The 16,265-nt window shown below is 50.0% G+C and carries 18 protein-coding genes and 1 pseudogene; 15 read left to right on the forward strand and 4 right to left on the reverse strand.

What is annotated here, in order from left to right; all coding sequences use genetic code 11:
• Positions 1 to 170 precede the first annotated feature (170 nt).
• On the forward strand, positions 171 to 494 hold the full coding sequence (locus F3I20_RS16245; protein WP_369414037.1) for a GNAT family N-acetyltransferase: 324 nt from the start codon (positions 171 to 173) through the stop codon (positions 492 to 494).
• Positions 495 to 610: 116 nt separating this feature from the next.
• A pseudogene (locus F3I20_RS16250) lies at positions 611 to 946 on the forward strand (efflux RND transporter periplasmic adaptor subunit); the annotation flags it as partial.
• A 24-nt stretch (positions 947 to 970) separates the two neighbouring features.
• Here the strand turns inward: F3I20_RS16250 and F3I20_RS16255 are convergent.
• The 3 genes from F3I20_RS16255 to F3I20_RS16265 form a co-directional block, all read right to left on the reverse strand.
• Positions 971 to 2,002, reverse strand: coding sequence for a methionine synthase (locus tag F3I20_RS16255; RefSeq protein WP_150037971.1), 1,032 nt, complete (start codon positions 2,000 to 2,002; stop codon positions 971 to 973).
• Between the two features lie 27 nt (positions 2,003 to 2,029).
• Positions 2,030 to 3,010 carry a DUF1852 domain-containing protein gene (locus F3I20_RS16260; protein WP_150037970.1) on the reverse strand — a complete coding sequence of 327 codons (981 nt, stop codon included), beginning with the start codon at positions 3,008 to 3,010 and terminating at the stop codon, positions 2,030 to 2,032.
• A gap of 462 nt (positions 3,011 to 3,472) precedes the next feature.
• Positions 3,473 to 4,183, reverse strand: coding sequence for an IclR family transcriptional regulator (locus F3I20_RS16265; RefSeq protein ID WP_150037969.1), 711 nt, complete (start codon positions 4,181 to 4,183; stop codon positions 3,473 to 3,475).
• 173 nt (positions 4,184 to 4,356) lie between these two features.
• Between F3I20_RS16265 and F3I20_RS16270 the strand changes: the two genes are divergently transcribed.
• A complete protein-coding gene (locus F3I20_RS16270) occupies positions 4,357 to 5,049 on the forward strand; it encodes an RraA family protein (RefSeq protein ID WP_150037968.1) in 693 nt (230 codons plus the stop codon).
• Positions 5,049 to 5,996, forward strand: a complete 948-nt coding sequence (locus F3I20_RS16275) for a hydroxyacid dehydrogenase (RefSeq protein ID WP_150037967.1) — start codon at positions 5,049 to 5,051, stop codon at positions 5,994 to 5,996. The genes F3I20_RS16270 and F3I20_RS16275 overlap by 1 nt, the downstream gene beginning before the upstream one ends.
• A gap of 276 nt (positions 5,997 to 6,272) precedes the next feature.
• On the opposite strand, the gene F3I20_RS16280 is transcribed toward F3I20_RS16275, so the two are convergent.
• Positions 6,273 to 7,172: a LysR family transcriptional regulator gene (locus F3I20_RS16280; RefSeq protein WP_150015400.1), complete on the reverse strand. Its 900-nt coding sequence runs from the start codon at positions 7,170 to 7,172 to the stop codon at positions 6,273 to 6,275.
• A gap of 139 nt (positions 7,173 to 7,311) precedes the next feature.
• On the opposite strand from F3I20_RS16280, the gene F3I20_RS16285 reads away from it, so the two are divergent.
• The 11 genes from F3I20_RS16285 (at position 7,312) to F3I20_RS16335 (ending at position 15,808) form a co-directional block, all read left to right on the forward strand.
• Positions 7,312 to 7,620 (forward strand): superoxide dismutase, encoded by a 309-nt coding sequence (locus F3I20_RS16285; RefSeq protein ID WP_150015435.1) that lies wholly within the window; start codon positions 7,312 to 7,314, stop codon positions 7,618 to 7,620.
• 8 nt (positions 7,621 to 7,628) lie between these two features.
• Positions 7,629 to 8,318: a type 1 glutamine amidotransferase domain-containing protein gene (locus tag F3I20_RS16290; RefSeq protein ID WP_150037966.1), complete on the forward strand. Its 690-nt coding sequence runs from the start codon at positions 7,629 to 7,631 to the stop codon at positions 8,316 to 8,318.
• 81 nt (positions 8,319 to 8,399) lie between these two features.
• Complete coding sequence (locus F3I20_RS16295) at positions 8,400 to 9,347, forward strand: aldo/keto reductase (RefSeq protein WP_150037965.1); 948 nt, start codon at positions 8,400 to 8,402, stop codon at positions 9,345 to 9,347.
• Positions 9,348 to 9,434: 87 nt separating this feature from the next.
• A complete protein-coding gene (locus tag F3I20_RS16300) occupies positions 9,435 to 10,271 on the forward strand; it encodes an SDR family NAD(P)-dependent oxidoreductase (RefSeq protein ID WP_150015403.1) in 837 nt (278 codons plus the stop codon).
• A gap of 88 nt (positions 10,272 to 10,359) precedes the next feature.
• Complete coding sequence (locus tag F3I20_RS16305; RefSeq protein WP_150015436.1) at positions 10,360 to 11,394, forward strand: amidohydrolase family protein; 1,035 nt, start codon at positions 10,360 to 10,362, stop codon at positions 11,392 to 11,394.
• 153 nt (positions 11,395 to 11,547) lie between these two features.
• Positions 11,548 to 12,105 (forward strand): NAD(P)H-dependent oxidoreductase, encoded by a 558-nt coding sequence (locus F3I20_RS16310; protein WP_150015404.1) that lies wholly within the window; start codon positions 11,548 to 11,550, stop codon positions 12,103 to 12,105.
• 18 nt (positions 12,106 to 12,123) lie between these two features.
• Positions 12,124 to 13,143 carry an aldo/keto reductase gene (locus tag F3I20_RS16315; RefSeq protein ID WP_150015405.1) on the forward strand — a complete coding sequence of 340 codons (1,020 nt, stop codon included), beginning with the start codon at positions 12,124 to 12,126 and terminating at the stop codon, positions 13,141 to 13,143.
• A gap of 38 nt (positions 13,144 to 13,181) precedes the next feature.
• The gene (locus F3I20_RS16320) at positions 13,182 to 13,550 is read left to right on the forward strand and encodes a DUF1330 domain-containing protein (protein ID WP_150015406.1); all 369 of its coding nucleotides are present in this window, start codon (positions 13,182 to 13,184) and stop codon (positions 13,548 to 13,550) included.
• A 112-nt stretch (positions 13,551 to 13,662) separates the two neighbouring features.
• On the forward strand, positions 13,663 to 14,202 hold the full coding sequence (locus tag F3I20_RS16325; protein ID WP_223811708.1) for an NAD(P)H-dependent oxidoreductase: 540 nt from the start codon (positions 13,663 to 13,665) through the stop codon (positions 14,200 to 14,202).
• A 71-nt stretch (positions 14,203 to 14,273) separates the two neighbouring features.
• Entirely contained in the window at positions 14,274 to 14,963 is a 690-nt protein-coding gene (locus F3I20_RS16330; RefSeq protein ID WP_190285979.1) for an antibiotic biosynthesis monooxygenase, read from the forward strand.
• Positions 14,964 to 15,001: 38 nt separating this feature from the next.
• Complete coding sequence (locus F3I20_RS16335) at positions 15,002 to 15,808, forward strand: carboxymuconolactone decarboxylase family protein (RefSeq protein WP_150015408.1); 807 nt, start codon at positions 15,002 to 15,004, stop codon at positions 15,806 to 15,808.
• The last annotated feature ends 457 nt before the right edge of the window (positions 15,809 to 16,265 follow it).

The raw sequence follows: 16,265 nt of genomic DNA on the forward strand, positions 1-16,265 counted from the left end.
TGCCACTGCTGGCGATAAACCTCCAGCTGTTTAAGTGCATCATCGATCGAGGGTTATGCTTTGTTGCCTGGATTCGGCGTGGAATGAATCACATCGGCAAACACGCTGAAAATGACGTTCATGTCACTGCCCGATTTTGTCACTTCGAACATTCTGGCCAGGTTATAAACATGTCGGCTAACTCTGGTACAAACACGATACAGCGACACGTACAGTCTTCATTTACGATTTTCATTTTTAAAAAATACCAGGGTCATGGACCCGGTAAACAGCCCCTGCACGCGTTAGAACAGGACTTATGCAATAAAAACTTTGAACAAATCAGACTTCGTGTTGCCGGTGATAATGCTCGAGCACGTCATATCTATGAGCTCTGCGGTTTTGGGGTTACGGGGATTAATATGAGTAAATGTCTTACTGCACCGCTCTCTTCGCCCTCATCCCCTGATATCACCCCTATTCAGCTACCACAACCTTTTGTAATGACTCCTTAACAATGACGCCACTTTACGTGTTCATGATGAGAAATTCAGCCACAAGTGACGATCGACTTAATTGGTCACAGGAATGAGAATGCGTAAATTTTCCCGTTACCGCTTTAAGGGAACTCATGCGCAGGCATAAATCCGCCATCCTTGCAGTTTACGTGTTGCTGCTGGCCCTGGTGGCCTGCAGTGAACCTTCCAATCAGAACGATCCCCGAACGCAGGCTCCCCTGATGCGGACAGCAACCGTGGTAAGCGCGATGGATCACGCTCACGCCTTTACCGGCGTTATGGTCGCCCGGATTCAAAGCGATCTCAGTTTCAGAGTACAAGGCAAAATTCCTGAACGTCTGGTGGATGTGGATACCGTTCAGAAGGTTAAACGCGGTCAGCCGCTGATGCGTCTGGATCCGACGCGCCTGACAAGGACAGCTCAGTCCGGCTTTCAGGCATCTGAAGCCGGACTGAGCCTGCTCAGGAAAAGATTATTTTCCCAGAATTTCCCGGCGAACAATCCCGGCACCCGCACTCAACGCATGCAGTTTGCCATTGGCAACCTGACGTGGCAGGGGAATCATGCCGCAGTTGGTTGAAGGATAGAGATTTTCAGCATCCACGAACTGCAGCGCTTTGCGCAGCGTGTTTGCGACTGCTTCCGGTGTCTCAATCTCGTGAGTCGCCACGTCGATAGCACCGACCATGACTTTTTTACCGCGAATCAGCTCGATCAAATCCATTGGAACGCGAGAGTTCTGGCACTCAAGTGAGACGATGTCGATAGCCGAACGCTGCAGTTTCGGGAAGATCTCTTCGTACTGACGCCACTCTGTACCCAGCGTTTTCTTCCAGTCGGTATTCGCTTTGATGCCGTAGCCGTAGCAGATGTGAACGGCAGTTTCACACTTCAGCCCTTCAATCGCTCGCTCTAACGCGGCGATACCCCAGTCATTCACTTCATCGAAGAAAACGTTAAATGCAGGTTCGTCGAACTGAATAATATCAACGCCCGCGGCTTCTAACTCTTTCGCTTCCTGATTCAGGATTTTTGCAAATTCCCAGGCCAGCTTTTCGCGACTTTTATAGTGATTGTCATAAAGGGTATCGATCATCGTCATTGGACCAGGCAACGCCCACTTAATAGGACGATCGGTCAGCTTGCGCAGGATTTTTGCATCTTCAACAAACACTGGCTTCTGACGTGAAACTTCACCCACTACGGTCGGTACGCTGGCGTCATAACGATTACGGATGCGTACCACTTCACGCTTCTCAAAATCCACGCCGCTGAGGTGTTCAATAAACGTCGTCACAAAGTGCTGACGGGTCTGCTCACCATCACTGACGATATCAATACCGGCGCGAACCTGGTCGTCCAGACAGAGACGCAGTGCATCTCTTTTACCGTCAACTAACTCGTCATCCTGCAGCTTCCAGGGTGACCACAGCACCTCTGGTTGCGCAATCCAGGATGGTTTAGGCAGGCTGCCCGCAGTGGATGTCGGTAATAAAGTTTTCATAGCAGGTGACCTTTTGTTTTTAATTAATCAAAGAACGGATTCAGCAGACCATTGTGCGAGCAGTGTCTGATTCGGCTTGATGAAATGCGTCTCAGTAAACTTACCCTGCTCTACGGCCAGACGGCTGCGCTCTTCGCGATCGTAAACGATGCGGGTTAATGAATAATCCTGATGCTGCAGCGTTGGCTGATAGCACTGTCCGGCTGCAGAATTCGCGTTATAAATTTCCGGGCGATAGATCTTCTGGAATGTTTCCATGGTGCTGATAGTGCTGATCAGCTCAAGATTGGTGTAATCGCTGAGCAGGTCACCGTGGAAGTAGAAGGCCAGCGGCGCAACACTGCCCTGCGGCATAAAGAAACGCACTTTCAGGCCCATTTTTCCAAAATAAAAATCAGTCAGCGAAGGCGCATCCTGCTGATATTCGATGCCGAGCACCGGATGCACATTACCGGTACGCACATAGGTGTTTTTGCTCGACACACTCAGGCAAATGACCGGAGACTTATTGAAGTTTTCTTTATAAGCCGCAGAGTTCACGAAGCTTTTAAAAATGTTGCCGTGCAGCTGGCCGAAATCATCCGGCAGACTGAATTCAGTCTGGCCTTTATTGTGCTCGATCAGCACCACACTGAAATCATAATCACGTACGTAGGATGAGAAGTTATTGCCGACAATCCCTTCAAAACGCTCACCGGTTTTGTGATCGACGATATGCGTCTTCAGAATCTCAATCGCCGGGAACGATTCGTCGTTGCTGTCAGGACGAAGATTCAGCTCAGCAGAGATAATCTCAAGTTCGACAGAGTAACGATCGCTTTTAGGATTGTCCCAGTGCGCCAGCGCGTTAAACCGGTTGTCGATCATCGCCAGCGCGTTATGCAGGTTTTCCTGCCGTTTTTCGCCACGCGCCAGATTAGCGAAGTTAGTCGTCGCCCGCGTATTTTTCGAAGGGTTATAGTTTTCGTCGAAACGAATGCGCTTAAGGGTAAAGGCTAAGTTGTTCATCGCTATCGGGTATCCTGGTCGCTGATATGATTTGTTGCTTCAGGGTTATGCGACTTTGCTATCCCTTAACAAGCATTCATATGACTCAAAGTTATTAACAATTCTTACTTTATGCCTCAACATCCGGTTGAAAAAAAGTGATTAAATTTCAACGAACATGAAGGAAATTCATGTTGAAGTGGGAAAGCGGGGAATTTTTCATGCGGACAGTGCGCCTTTAAACACCTGAAGTTAAGACAGGATGTTTAAAGGCGCACCGGAAGTGATTAATTGCATTTATTATCAATTAGTTAACCAATGCTTACCCTGTCACGGCATTGAGGCTTTTGAGGGGCTGGTACTCATCCACGCCAGACATCACTTTATTCACCTTAGCGGAAATCAACCGACGCCCACCAGAAAAACCTTGCTGCTCCGGCGAGCATGGCCCTGAAAGGGGATCACCTGTGCCCCAGGTGTCTGCTAAATTTTATAAAAATTATCGCATGTCACTTTGCGCGCGCCTGATTTCACTGAAAGCCGGCTGGCCGCTTCTTTCATCAGTTTTCCCAGTCCGCTTTCACACTTCGCCTGCGTCAGGCGTGACGATGGCCCGGTCAGTGCCAGCGCAGCGAGCAGCCTGTCACCTTCTCCAAACACCGGTACGGAAAATGCCGCAATGTGCGGATCGCGCATTCCCGAGGTAAAGAGAGGCAGTTCAGGTACAGCGTCAAACAGGGGTTCGTTCTTTCCCCAGTAACGAAGCACCTGTCCGATGGCAGAGTTATCCAGCGGCAGAAAGGTGCCGGGCAGACGCGTTTCACGCAGTCCTTCCGAAGGCTCAGCTCTGAACAGACAGAGTCGCTGATCGTTTTCAATCACATACCATGAGGCGCTTTCACCCGTCGCCGTCGCCAGAGCGTGAAGCTCAGGCTGTACAATGCTGGCCAGATGAAAGGATTGTTCATAGAGCTTGCCCAGATAGAGCAGCCTCGGCCCCAGGGTATAGACGCCATTGTCACGGCGAATCACATAATTCATGCGCTCAAGTGAGTTCATCAGGCGATAGACCGTCGTTTTGTGATAACCCGACAGCTGCGCCAGCGCGGTAAGCGTCAGCGACTCCTCGCCAGGTTTAAAACAATCCAGCAGCGCCAGCGCTTTTTCTACGGCAATTACGCCCTCATTCCCCATCAGTACGTCCTCCTGTGTGCGACGGCAGGCAGTTTACCGCGCAATTTGTGATTCACATCGTATTTACATCACAAATGAGTGCTTAACACTGGTGCGATGTGAATTAACATCGATATAGTAGTTTTATATTGTACAACTTTGTTGTACCTAATAAAACGAAAGAGGAATGATCTATGCCACATGCAGAGAATACCTTCATCAATCGCGACATTGTTCGTGTCGCGCCAGAACTTGTTAAACAGGCGGCTCAGTTCCAGGCTGCGATACTGGCGGATGTCGCCGGTCGACGCGGGACGCTGCATGGTCGTGTCAAACCGATAGCCTCCACTATGAAAGTCGCTGGTCCCGCTATCACCGTCGAGGTCCGGCCAGGCGATAATCTGGCGATCCATGCCGCACTGGCTATCGCCCAGCCAGGCGACGTGATTGTGGTTGATGGCAAAGGCGATATCAGCTGTGCCTTGATCGGAGAAATCATGTCGACCCAGGCTGAAGCCTCCGGCATCGCCGGGATTATTATCGATGGCGCGGTGCGAGACGCCGATGCACTGAGTGCGAACGGCTTTCCGGTGTTTGCCGCGGGTCTGAATCCCTGTGGCCCCACCAAGTCTGTTGCGGGACGGGTCAACTACCCTGTTTCTGTCGCGGGCGCAGCCATTCAGCCAGGCGATCTCGTCATCGGTGATATTGATGGCGTGGTGATTCTGCCCCGTGAAGAGATCCCTGCCTTGCTTGAACTGGCACAGAAAAAACTGGATTTCGAGACCGGGCGTATTGCCGCCATTCGTGATGGCGACCTTCGCGCGCCGTGGCTTGAGAAAGCCCTTCTTACCGCTGGCATGCTGACGGATGGGGAGACGCTCTGATGACAACCCAGCTTCCCGTCATTCTGGTCACAGCCAGCGATCTGGCTCCGCAGGCGGTCAGCCTGCTAAACGCGTTCAGCCTGGTTTATGCAGGCAAACAGCCCGACGAAGATACCCTGTTCAGACTCTGCCAGCAGCATAACCCAGTCGCGATAATTGTCCGTTACGGAAAAATTAACGCCCGCATCATGGATGCTGCGCCTGCCCTGCGCGTAATATCCAAACACGGCAGCGGCATTGACGTTATTGATCAACAGGCAGCTGCGGCACGCGATATCCGTGTGCAGTCTGCGCCGGGTGCCAACGCAGCGGCGGTGGCTGAGCATACCTGGGCGATGATTTTAGCCTGCGCCAAATCGGTGATAACGCTGGATCAGCGGATGCGTCAGGGGCACTGGGATAAGTCCACCCATAAATCCGTGGAGCTGGAAGGCAGAACGCTGGGTCTGGTCGGGCTTGGTGCAATTGGCGGTCGCGTTGCCCGCATTGGGCGGGCGTTTGGCATGAAGGTGCTCGCCTTTGATCCTTTTGCAAAATCCTTTCCTGATGAGTGTGAGTCCGCCTCACTTGACGAACTGCTGCAACAGGCAGACATCATTTCGCTGCACTGCCCATTGACCGAACAGACACGCCAGATGATCAATGCAGAGAAACTCGCGTTGTTTAAAAAAGGCACCATTCTGGTAAACACGGCACGCGGTGGTCTTATTGATGACGACGCGCTTTTAGCGGCACTGAACAATGGCACCGTCGCCTGGGCCGCACTGGACAGTTTCCCCACTGAACCTCTGACGGCACCGCACATCTGGCAGCATGTTGAGAATGTCATTCTGTCGCCCCACATTGGCGGCGTCAGTGATAACTCCTACGTGAAGATGGGTACGGTGGCGGCCAGTAATATTCTGAACGTTCTGGAGTCCCTGAAAAACGCAAGCGCGGTGTCCTGAGCCATATCTGTAGCCGACTGGATAAGATTTATCGCTATTCAGTCGGCTTTTTTAAGGGTTTGAGTCTCAGCATCAATTAAAACCGTTAAGAAGCAATCGACTTTGCACGTGGGTTATAAATAATGCGTGTCTGCTTTAAGCAAGCAGCTGAAGTCGCATTAATAGCAAAGGCTTTATCATTGTTCAAATCATCACATCACCTTTCGGCTTCATACGCCTGAAGGCAGGCGTGCGAAATGTTTTTTCATGCTGTCGGTCAGCTTAAAGTATCCTGTTTTATCGTCCCGTAGCGGCTATCAAAAAATCAATCAGGGCCTTCACTCTTTTGGTCTTACCCGCGCTTTTGGGATAATAAAGATATACTGGAGGATAAGTTTTCCAGTAGCTTTCCATCACCGGTATAAATTGCTCCTGGTCGGGTTGTAACTGCCAGATGGGTTCAAACAAGCGCCCAATCCCCAGGCCGTTGCGTATTCCGTCTGCCATAACGTCAATATCATTACTGATTAACTGCCCAGGCATCTCAACGGTTAACTGCTCTCCACAATCGTTCAGAATCAGCGGAAGAATGCGGTTGTTAGTGATAAAACGGTATCCAATCAGTTGGTGATGACTGAGATCTGCCGGCACCTCCGGTGTTCCATGTTCAGCCAGGTATGCTGAGGATGCATACAACCCTTCACGAAACGATTTCATTAATGGCCGTGCTACCACCCCGCCCTCAAGAATATCGCCAAAACGAATTCCCAGGTCAAAATGCTCTTCGATAATATTCACAGTGCCGTCAAAGACCGAAATTTCCAGCTTTATACCCGGATATTGCTGACAGAATTCCGCCATCACGGGCTTAAGGATTAACAGGTATGCAAAACGCGAGAGCGTTATTCGCACCATACCTGAGGGCTCGTGGTTTTGGTCGCGTATACTTTCCAGTGATTTTTCAAGCGACTCAACTGCAGCTGCAGTCTGTTCCAGAAACCGCTGTCCGGTTTCCGTTAACTCAATACGACGGGTTGTCCGCACAAAAAGCGGATGGCCAATATGCTCTTCCAGGAGCTTAAGCGCATTGCTGACGGAGGGAGGCGTGATTTCAAGTTTCCTTGCGGCGGCCGAAATATTGCCCTCACGCGCAATGCTCTGAAAGATGCGTATCTGATTATATAGTACATTATTCATAATGTTTTCCCTCAGCCATCATCGCCTGATTATTAATTACAGCCTAAAGATGCTTAAGTCAACGGCCCTCTAATCATCCTGAAATGCGGCTTTTATACTTTAGCCTCCTTCCGCAACGACCTGAGTTCAGGAGACTATGATGCGAATTTTATGTCTGGATGTTCCCGCCGCGGGTGCATCGCTGGAAAAATATGCACCTCACCTAACGGCTGAAGCGCTCCGCGCATGGGAACTATATAAATCCGGCTTCATCCGCGACATCTACTTCCGCCAGGACAGACCCGGCGTCGCTATTTTTCTTGAATGTGACTCTGTCAATGAAGCAATGAGCGTAATGGCCGAATTTCCGCTGGCAAAAGCAGGCTTATTAAGCTTCGAGTGCATTCCTCTGGGGTCATTTATTAACTGGGAAAGTCTTTTCGCCGCTGAATTCAAAAATCAACAGTAAGGCCTGATATGAAACCTGCAGATAAACCTGTGCTGTGTGTCGTTTCCAGCCATCCGATTAAAGGCGCATCGGGAGTATCGACCGGGTTTTTCCTCGCCGAACTGACGCATGTACTCAAAGTGCTGGAAGACGCCGGACTGAAAACGACGATAGCCAGTATTCGGGGAGGACAACCGCCCGTTGATGGGTTTGACCTCAGCGACCCTGTCAATGCCTGGTTCTGGAACGAAACTGATTTTCAGCAGCGTCTGGCATCAACGCCTGCACTTTCTGAGCTGAATGGTGGCGATTACTGCGCCGTTTTCTTTGCAGGCGGGCATGGCACGATGTGGGATTTTCGTGACAGTCCCGACGCCCAGCGTATTGTCCGCGAAGTGTATGAAAGTTATGGCGTTGTTTCAGCTGTCTGTCACGGTCCCGCGGCACTGGTCGACGCAAAACTCAGCAACGGTGAATACCTTGTGAACGGGAAAAATGTGGCGGCCTTTACTAACAAAGAAGAGGAAGACGTTCACACCACAGATGTGGTTCCCTTCCTGCTGGAGACCGCACTTCGCGAGCATGGTGCGCTCTATCATGAAGCCGCAAACTGGTCTGAGAATGTGATGACCGACGGACGCCTGATCACGGGCCAAAACCCCGCTTCAGCGCACGGTGTGGGTGTGGCGCTGGTAGAGGCGCTCCGACAGACAGCGTAAGCCGTACCTCAGTTATTTCCTATGTTACTTACTCCGGCCGGTTTAGGTAGGCAACGTTCCGGCCTTTCACAGGAGTTGAATATGAAAACACTTCCACCAATAGCACTGGGCACATGGTCCTGGGGTACTGGTTTTGCCGGTGGCGACACGGTCTTTGGCAACCATCTTTCTGATAGTCAGATGGCTGAGGTATTCACCACAGCCATGAGCAAGGGCCTTAATCTTTGGGATACCGCAGCGGTTTATGGCATGGGAAATTCCGAGGCCGCGCTGGGTTCTCTGGTCCGTCAGTTTTCCCGCAATGACATGATTCTATCAACTAAATTTACACCGCAGATTGCCAACGAACAGTCAGCACAGCCCGTCAGCGACATGCTTGAGGCCAGCCTTGAGCGCCTGGGCGTGGAAGAGATTGATATTTACTGGATCCATAATCCTTTCGACGTTGAGAAATGGACTCCCGGGCTAATCCCACTCTTACAAAGCGGTAAAGTAAAACAGGTCGGTGTCTCTAACCACAATCTGGCACAAATCAAACGCGCCAACGAGATCCTTAACGCCTCCGGTTATGCCATCAGTGCAGTACAGAATCACTATAGCCTGCTCTACCGTGCCTCTGAAGAGGGAGGGATCCTGGATTATTGCCAACAACATAACATCACTTTCTTCGCTTACATGGTCCTGGAGCAGGGCGCGCTGAGTGGTCGTTATGACTCCAGTAACCCTATGCCTGCCGGAAGTGGTCGGGCCGGAAGTTATAATGCCATGCTGCCGCAGATTGAAAAAATGACCGCCGCCATGAAAAAAATAGGGGCAGAAAGGAATGCCAGCGTTGCACAAATAGCCATCGCATGGGCTATTGCGAAAGGTACTCTTCCACTTATTGGGGCAACCAAAATCCATCACGTTCTGGATGCTGCCAGCGCTTTAGAAATCAAATTAAGTCATGAGGAAATCATCCTGCTGGAACAGCTTGCCGCAGAGACCGGTGTGGATACGCGTGGGGCCTGGGAAAACCCGATGGTTTAATAAAGCAGATAAAGCAGATAAAGCAGATAAAGCAGATAAAGCGCCATTTTTGCCACTACTAAGCAGAAATAATATAAAGGAATTGAAATGTCGGATAAAAAAACATGGTTTATTACAGGATCTTCCAGCGGACTGGGATTAATTATTGTTAAGCAACTTCTCGCAACAGGACAAAACGTCGTAGCTACAACCAGAAATATAGATTCTCTTGATAAAACCATCGGTAAAACAAGCAACTTTCTTCCTGTCAGCATGGATGTAAATGATGAGTCGAGCGTAAAAGCAGCTGTGGGTATTGCACTCAGCCACTTTGGTGCAATTGATGTTGTGGTTAACAATGCCGGCTTTGGTCAGACGGGAACGCTTGAAGAACTACAGGATTCAGAGGTACGCAGAAGTTTTGATGTGAATGTATTTGGTATGCTTAATGTGATCCGCGAAGTTATGCCACACCTTCGGGCTCGAGGAAATGGCCATATTATTAATATTTCATCCATGGCAGGTATTCAGGGATACATTCCTGGCTGGGGTATCTATTGTGCAGCAAAATTTGCTGTGGCCGGTCTTAGTGAAGCGCTTGCCGCAGAAGTTAAACCGTTTGGTATTAAGGTGACCCTTGTCTATCCCGGACATATGAGGACTGGATTTCTTTCAAAAGGATCCCTCATGCTGCCCTCGCATCCCGTTTCAGACTATGTCCTGGTGAGAGAAAATGAAAAAGAGGCAGCAGAGGATATGAACGGACAGCAAATGGGGGATCCTCAAAAAGCAGCAGCTAAATTAATTAAAATAAGCCAGCTCGAAAATCCTCCACTGCATTATTTTTTAGGTGAAGATGTTTATGACGCTGCCCGAAAAAAAATCCAGACCTTAAGTGATGCACTGGAAACATGGAAGGATGATTCCCTTTCCATTGGCTTCTGATATATGGAAAGGAAAGCCTTTCCTGGACTAAGCCCCGACCAGGTGGCTTAGTTCTACTCGCAAAATGTCGCTCATTAATGGTGAGAGTATGAAAATCATTTGCCTCGAAGAACATTATCTCGACAGTGATTCAGGACCAGCCTCCATACCTGTCGCGCTTGAGCAGGCACCCTACCTTAGCGACTGGGGGAAAACAGTCACCGATGGTCACAATGCTGACCGAAGCCGTCCACAGATAGAAAAAAACGCACTTATTAACCCGAAAGGGGCCGATACGGGAAGCAGGCGACTCGGCGATATGGATGAAGCCGGAATTACCATGCAAATTCTCTCTGTGGGCGGATTCCCTCATCTGGCACCCGAAAATAAAGCGGTGGCGTTAAACACGGCAGCAAACAATTACCTTGCCGGGGCAGTAAGCCATCATCCGGATCGCTTCGCGGCGTTTGCCACACTTCCCTGGACACAGCCGGAAGAAGCCGAAAAAGAGCTTATCCGCGCGATTGATGAATTGGGATTTAAGGGGGCACTTCTGAATGGCAGACCCTCTTCGTGTTTTCTTGATCATCCTGACTATGACGCCCTGCTCTCTCGTTTTAATAAACTGGGTGTGCCACTCTATCTTCATCCCGGATTACCGTTTAAAAGCGTGCAACAGGCTTACTTCACCGGTTTCAGCGCTGAGGTAACAGCAAGACTTTCTATGTTTGGCTGGGGCTGGCATCACGAAGCCGGGATCCAGTTGTTACGGCTGATGCTGTCAGGCGCCTTTGACAAATATCCCCACCTGCAGGTAATAAGCGGCCACTGGGGGGAGATGCTCCCCTTCTGGCTTCAGCGTCTTGATGACAGCCTGCCACTGGCTGCAACGGGCCTGTCGCGCACGCTGACCAGGACTTTCCAGGAGCACGTTTATGTTACCCCGTCAGGTATGCTGACCCTGCCACACTTCCGATTTATCTATGAGTTGATGGGCGCGGAAAGGATCCTGTTCTCAGTTGATTATCCCTATCAGACGCTGGACGGTGTAAAAACATTTATTGAAAGTCTGCCCGTCAGCAAGGCCGAAAAAGAAGCCATCGCGTTTCGCAATGCAGAACATCTGCTTAACATCCCGGGTTAATTCTCAGTGTTTATGATGAATGATTACGATGAGATTCAGTCACCCATTATTAGTTTTTATCTAAAAGTGATTGAGTCTTTGCTGCTCTAAAAAAAATAATGTTGCCCACCTATACTGGGTTGAACATTCATCAACACTGTCTAACTTATTGAAATGAAGAATATCCTTATTATTTCCGGGCATCCGGATCTTACTCACTCTATTGCTAATGCCACCATCATTGACGAGGTAGCGACCGCCCTGCCCGACGCGGAAATTCGTCGTCTGGACTGGCTCTATCCGGACGGAAAATTCAATATCAGCGCGGAGCAGGAAAGTCTGCTCAGGGCCGATGTGATTGTCTGGCAGTTTCCTTTTTCCTGGTATGGGTTGCCGGGGTTAATGAAAAAATGGCTCGACGAGGTCTTTGTTCACGGCTTTGCACATGGCTCAACGGCGAAGCTGGGCGGAAAAAAGCTGATCCTCTCTTTCACCACCGGAGCACCAGAAGCGCTCTATGCCGCTGACGGTTTCTTTGGCCACACCATTGAGACGTACCTCATTCCGTTCGGGACCACGGCAAGGCTGTGCAATCTTGAGATGCTGGCACCCGTTTATACCTGTGGTATCAGCTACGTGGACCGCGATGCCGACAAAATCGCCGGACAAAAAATGCTTGCCCGGGAGCACGCCTCAAGGCTGGTCGATCTGCTCAACACCATACGCAATTAATCCAGAGGGAGAATAACGATGCAGTATACCCGGCTCGGTAAAAGTGACTTACTTGTCTCTCGCATCTGCATGGGATGCATGGGATTTGGCAATCCGTTAACGGGCCAGCATCGCTGGACACTGGACGAAACAGAAAGCCGGAATATCATTCGCCACGGACTTGAACAGGGCATTAATTTTTACGATACCGCCATCGCCTACCAGAACGGATCAAGCGAACGTTACGTTGGGCGAGCATTACGTGATATGGCGAAACGCGAAGAGGTGGTGCTGGCCACCAAGTTTCTGCCGCGAACGCCCGCGCAAATTGCCGAAGGGATCAGCGGAAAAGCGGCGATAACCCGCTCGCTTGATCAGAGTCTGCAAAATCTTGGGATGGATTACATCGACCTCTACGTCTGCCACATCTGGGATTACAACACGCCCATTATCGACGTACTTGAAGCACTGCATGACGCCGTTACCGCTGGTAAGGTACGCGCGACTGGCATCTCAAACTGTTACGCCTGGCAGCTGGCTAAGGCAAACGCGCTTGCCAGGCACGAAGGGCTGACACCCTTTGTTTCGATGCAGAGCCACTACAACCTGATTATGCGTGAAGATGAACGAGAGCTCTTCGGACTGTGCGCTGAAGAGGATATCGCACTGACCCCCTATAGCGCCCTGGCCAGCGGCCGTCTTTCCCGAAAAGAAGGTCACACGCGGCGAGCCATTGAGGATGACTACGCCCGCGGGAAGTATGACAGTACGGCAGAACAGGATCGGATCATTATCGAGCGCATAGCCGAGCTTGCCGAGCGGCATCAGATATCTATGACAGAAATCTCACTCGCCTGGCTGCTGACTAAAGTCACGTCCCCTGTCGTTGGCGCCACAAAAAAAGAACATGTCGACGGCGCGGTAAATGCGGTGAACCTTCGACTGGACCCGGAAGAGATCCGGTTTCTGGAAGAAACCTATCAGCCGCACGTTCTGACAGGGATCATGGCGCAAAACACGCCGCAAACGAAAGACGCTAAGCAGGTCTGGACGCGGTAGCCTTATCTGGTTTCATGAAATCAATATCAGGAGGAAAGATGGTATACAAAGCAGCTGTAGCTTTTTTGTTGGCGTTATCCGGGCTCGCTTCGGCAGTGGCGGCAACGCCTGCTTATTACGTCGCGGAGTTTCAGGCAACCGATCGTGAAGCTATAAAACCGTACAGCGCTCAGGTTGAGTCAACCTTCAGGCCCTTTGGTGGACATTTCATCGTCAGAGGAGGTGAACCCGATGTTAAGGAAGGGTCTGGAGCACAAGGACGACTGGTCATTATCCAGTTTGAGAGTATCAAAAAAGCTCAGGACTGGTACAACTCAGCAGCCTACCAGAAGATTATTCCCATCCGTCACCGTGCAGGTATTTCGCGCACCTACATTGTAGAAGGATTACCGGAACAGGCTCACTAGCGTGCCTGCACTCGTTATTTCCGGGAAGCCTTATTAAAACAACGGAGGTTTTATAATGTGGTTATGTCAGTACAGAGCAGCAGCATTTTTTTTATTTATATTCAATTTTCTCATGCCAGTCAGTTATGCGCAAAGTCGCGAAATGACCGACATTAAAACGCTCGTTATCGTCTCTCATCCTTATCCGGAACGTTCAGTCCTTACAAAGGGGTTACAGAAAGCTGCGGAAAGTCTGGATGGAGTGACGGTTCGCAACCTTGAGACTCTGTACGGCTATGACACCCGCCGCATCGATGGTGACACAGAGCGAAAAATGATGCGTGAACATACCAGAGTCGTTTTTATCTTCCCGACTCACTGGTTCAATATTACACCGATGATCAAAGCCTGGCTGAATGAAACCTGGGGCAGTGTCGGACCCGGCCTGTGGCAGGGAAAGGAAATGCTGCTTGTCAGTACCGCTGCGGGTGGAAGCTCCACTTACGGGACAGACGGCAGGATCGGGGTGGCCCTTGAGGATGTGTTTTTACCGATGAAAGCCAGCGCCCTTCATGCAGGAATGACGTGGCTTCCTCCACTGGTTTTTGAAAGCGCCCGTAACGATCAGCTGCTCTTATATCAGCATCAGTTGATCGAGCGCCTCAAACATTAATTCGTCGACAGTTAAACATATATTTCAGTGAAGGGACAACCGTGAAAAATAGTCTCGTGCTTTTAATTTGCATGCTGTTAAGCAGCCCTGTCTTTGCTAAAAATCCGGATATTCAGGACAAAACTGTGATGAATATTTTTAATATAGGCATCAGACCCGATCAGGACAGGCATTTTGACGAAATTGCCAGACAAACGATTTCTGCCTCAGTTGATCATGAAGCAGGCACGCTGGCGATGTACGCCCTGAAACGTCGTGACAATATTCATCAGGCTTACATGGTCGAACTCTATGAAAACGAGAGTGCCTGGCGCAAGCATCTGGGGTCAGAACCCTATAAGGCTTTTGCTGCCCGCGCGCCGGAAATTATTGAGCAGAAGCAGAAGATCACCCTTATGCCACAGTTTCTCGGCGACAAGCACATCGTACAGAATAAGCGAACTATCAATAACCTGGTGGTTGTCGAGGTAAAGCCTGAATTTCAGACCGCGTTCAAAAATATTGTTCTTCCCGAAATGGCGGAATCACTTCGTGTTGAGAAGGGAGTGCTTGCAATGTATGCCGCGACAGATGTGAACAATATCAATCGCTGGTATTTCTATGAGATTTACACCAGTGAAGAAGATTATCAATTGCACAGACAAACACCGCATTTCAAAAATTATATCGCGCAGACATCAGATATGAGCGCCAGCAAGAAAGCTATTCCTGTTGAACCAGTATTTCTGCAGAACAAAGGTGGAATCAGTTCAGGAAAATAGGTCGCAGCAACCCTGACCGTTGACCAGCGAGGATTGATATGAAAGGCGTGATTACAGCGGCGGCCCTGTCGCTCGTACTTTGCGATTTTGCTACCGCAAACGAGATAAAAGGTGAAGCAATAATGAAACAAATTGAGCCATCAGCCCTTCCGGAGGCTGATATCCGGTCTGTCTCACCCGCACTGGCACGCTTTGGCCACGAAGCAATGACTGACGATCTCTGGAATCGCAGTGCCCTGTCTCAGCGGGACCGCAGTATAGTGACCATCGCCATGCTCATTGCCCGGAACCAGTCTGGCGAGCTGAAACACTATATTGAAGTCGCACTTAATAGTGGTGTTACACCAGCAGAGGTATCAGAGATCATCACCCATCTGGCGTTCTACTCAGGATGGCCCAACGCCATGTCAGCAGTCCGTGTCACCAAAGCGATATTTGAGAACCGTGGCGTTACGCTGGATGCGCTTCCCCCAGTTGACCCATCCCTGCTTCCGCTTAACCAGGAGGCAGAAAAGCGACGCGCTGAAACAGTTGAAAAAAATGTCGGATCTGTTTCACCCGGACTGGTTAAGTTCACTGCTGACCCACTATTCCTGGATCTCTGGCAAAGACCAGCGCTTAAGCCTCGCGACAGAAGTCTGATTACGGTCAGCGCGTTAATCGCATCCGGACAGAGCGTACAGATTGGCTATCACCTTAACAGGGCTATGGACAATGGACTTTCAGCAGAAGAAGCAGGTGAAATTGTGACCCAGGCGGCATTCTACAGTGGCTGGCCAGCTGCATTCACCGCTGCCCCGGTTGTGGGTGAGGTTTTACGTAATCGGTCGCCAGCTAAAACTTAAAATTTTATAAGCAGACGCCCCATTCTTTGAAAGCGCATAAAAAACCGCCTCACGGCGGTTCACGCTATTCTGTTATGACGTTGCGCTTGCGAGGCGCGCACAAATCCTATGAAGAACATTCCTGCCAGCGCGTTTCCGATGGCAGATAGCCTTCGGTTGCCTTTTTACGCCGGTTCTCTTGTTTTCAAGGAGGTTATTCTAACGTACCTCAGAATAATGAAAACACATCACGGCTACTTTCATTGCGACAAATGTCTGATATTGGCTCATATTGGATAGCTGCTGGTCAGCGTCCGAAATGAGCAAGGAGTGGACGGCTGAAAAAAATGACGGTGGATGGATTGTGTTGAACTTAATTATTAGCACCTTCCCTTTCCAACAAAAATAATGGCTGTTAAATATGCTCGCCTGACATTTTCTCTCGAAGCAATATTGCTTAATTTTGTTCCCTGCTTAC

Source organism: Candidatus Pantoea gossypiicola, from assembly GCF_008632075.1.
In the GTDB taxonomy this organism is placed as follows: domain Bacteria; phylum Pseudomonadota; class Gammaproteobacteria; order Enterobacterales; family Enterobacteriaceae; genus Pantoea; species Pantoea gossypiicola.

Coding starts and splice junctions, on each gene's coding strand:
- F3I20_RS16295 (WP_150037965.1), top strand. CDS start 8,400: ATGAAAACACTTCCACCAATAGCACTGGGCACATGGTCCTGGGGTACT.
- F3I20_RS16300 (WP_150015403.1), top strand. CDS start 9,435: ATGTCGGATAAAAAAACATGGTTTATTACAGGATCTTCCAGCGGACTG.
- F3I20_RS16280 (WP_150015400.1), bottom strand. CDS start 7,172: ATGAATAATGTACTATATAATCAGATACGCATCTTTCAGAGCATTGCG.
- F3I20_RS16330 (WP_190285979.1), top strand. CDS start 14,274: ATGCTGTTAAGCAGCCCTGTCTTTGCTAAAAATCCGGATATTCAGGAC.
- F3I20_RS16320 (WP_150015406.1), top strand. CDS start 13,182: ATGGTATACAAAGCAGCTGTAGCTTTTTTGTTGGCGTTATCCGGGCTC.
- F3I20_RS16270 (WP_150037968.1), top strand. CDS start 4,357: ATGCCACATGCAGAGAATACCTTCATCAATCGCGACATTGTTCGTGTC.
- F3I20_RS16265 (WP_150037969.1), bottom strand. CDS start 4,183: ATGGGGAATGAGGGCGTAATTGCCGTAGAAAAAGCGCTGGCGCTGCTG.
- F3I20_RS16325 (WP_223811708.1), top strand. CDS start 13,663: ATGCCAGTCAGTTATGCGCAAAGTCGCGAAATGACCGACATTAAAACG.
- F3I20_RS16260 (WP_150037970.1), bottom strand. CDS start 3,010: ATGAACAACTTAGCCTTTACCCTTAAGCGCATTCGTTTCGACGAAAAC.
- F3I20_RS16305 (WP_150015436.1), top strand. CDS start 10,360: ATGAAAATCATTTGCCTCGAAGAACATTATCTCGACAGTGATTCAGGA.
- F3I20_RS16335 (WP_150015408.1), top strand. CDS start 15,002: ATGAAAGGCGTGATTACAGCGGCGGCCCTGTCGCTCGTACTTTGCGAT.
- F3I20_RS16255 (WP_150037971.1), bottom strand. CDS start 2,002: ATGAAAACTTTATTACCGACATCCACTGCGGGCAGCCTGCCTAAACCA.
- F3I20_RS16290 (WP_150037966.1), top strand. CDS start 7,629: ATGAAACCTGCAGATAAACCTGTGCTGTGTGTCGTTTCCAGCCATCCG.
- F3I20_RS16275 (WP_150037967.1), top strand. CDS start 5,049: ATGACAACCCAGCTTCCCGTCATTCTGGTCACAGCCAGCGATCTGGCT.
- F3I20_RS16245 (WP_369414037.1), top strand. CDS start 171: ATGTCGGCTAACTCTGGTACAAACACGATACAGCGACACGTACAGTCT.
- F3I20_RS16315 (WP_150015405.1), top strand. CDS start 12,124: ATGCAGTATACCCGGCTCGGTAAAAGTGACTTACTTGTCTCTCGCATC.
- F3I20_RS16310 (WP_150015404.1), top strand. CDS start 11,548: ATGAAGAATATCCTTATTATTTCCGGGCATCCGGATCTTACTCACTCT.
- F3I20_RS16285 (WP_150015435.1), top strand. CDS start 7,312: ATGCGAATTTTATGTCTGGATGTTCCCGCCGCGGGTGCATCGCTGGAA.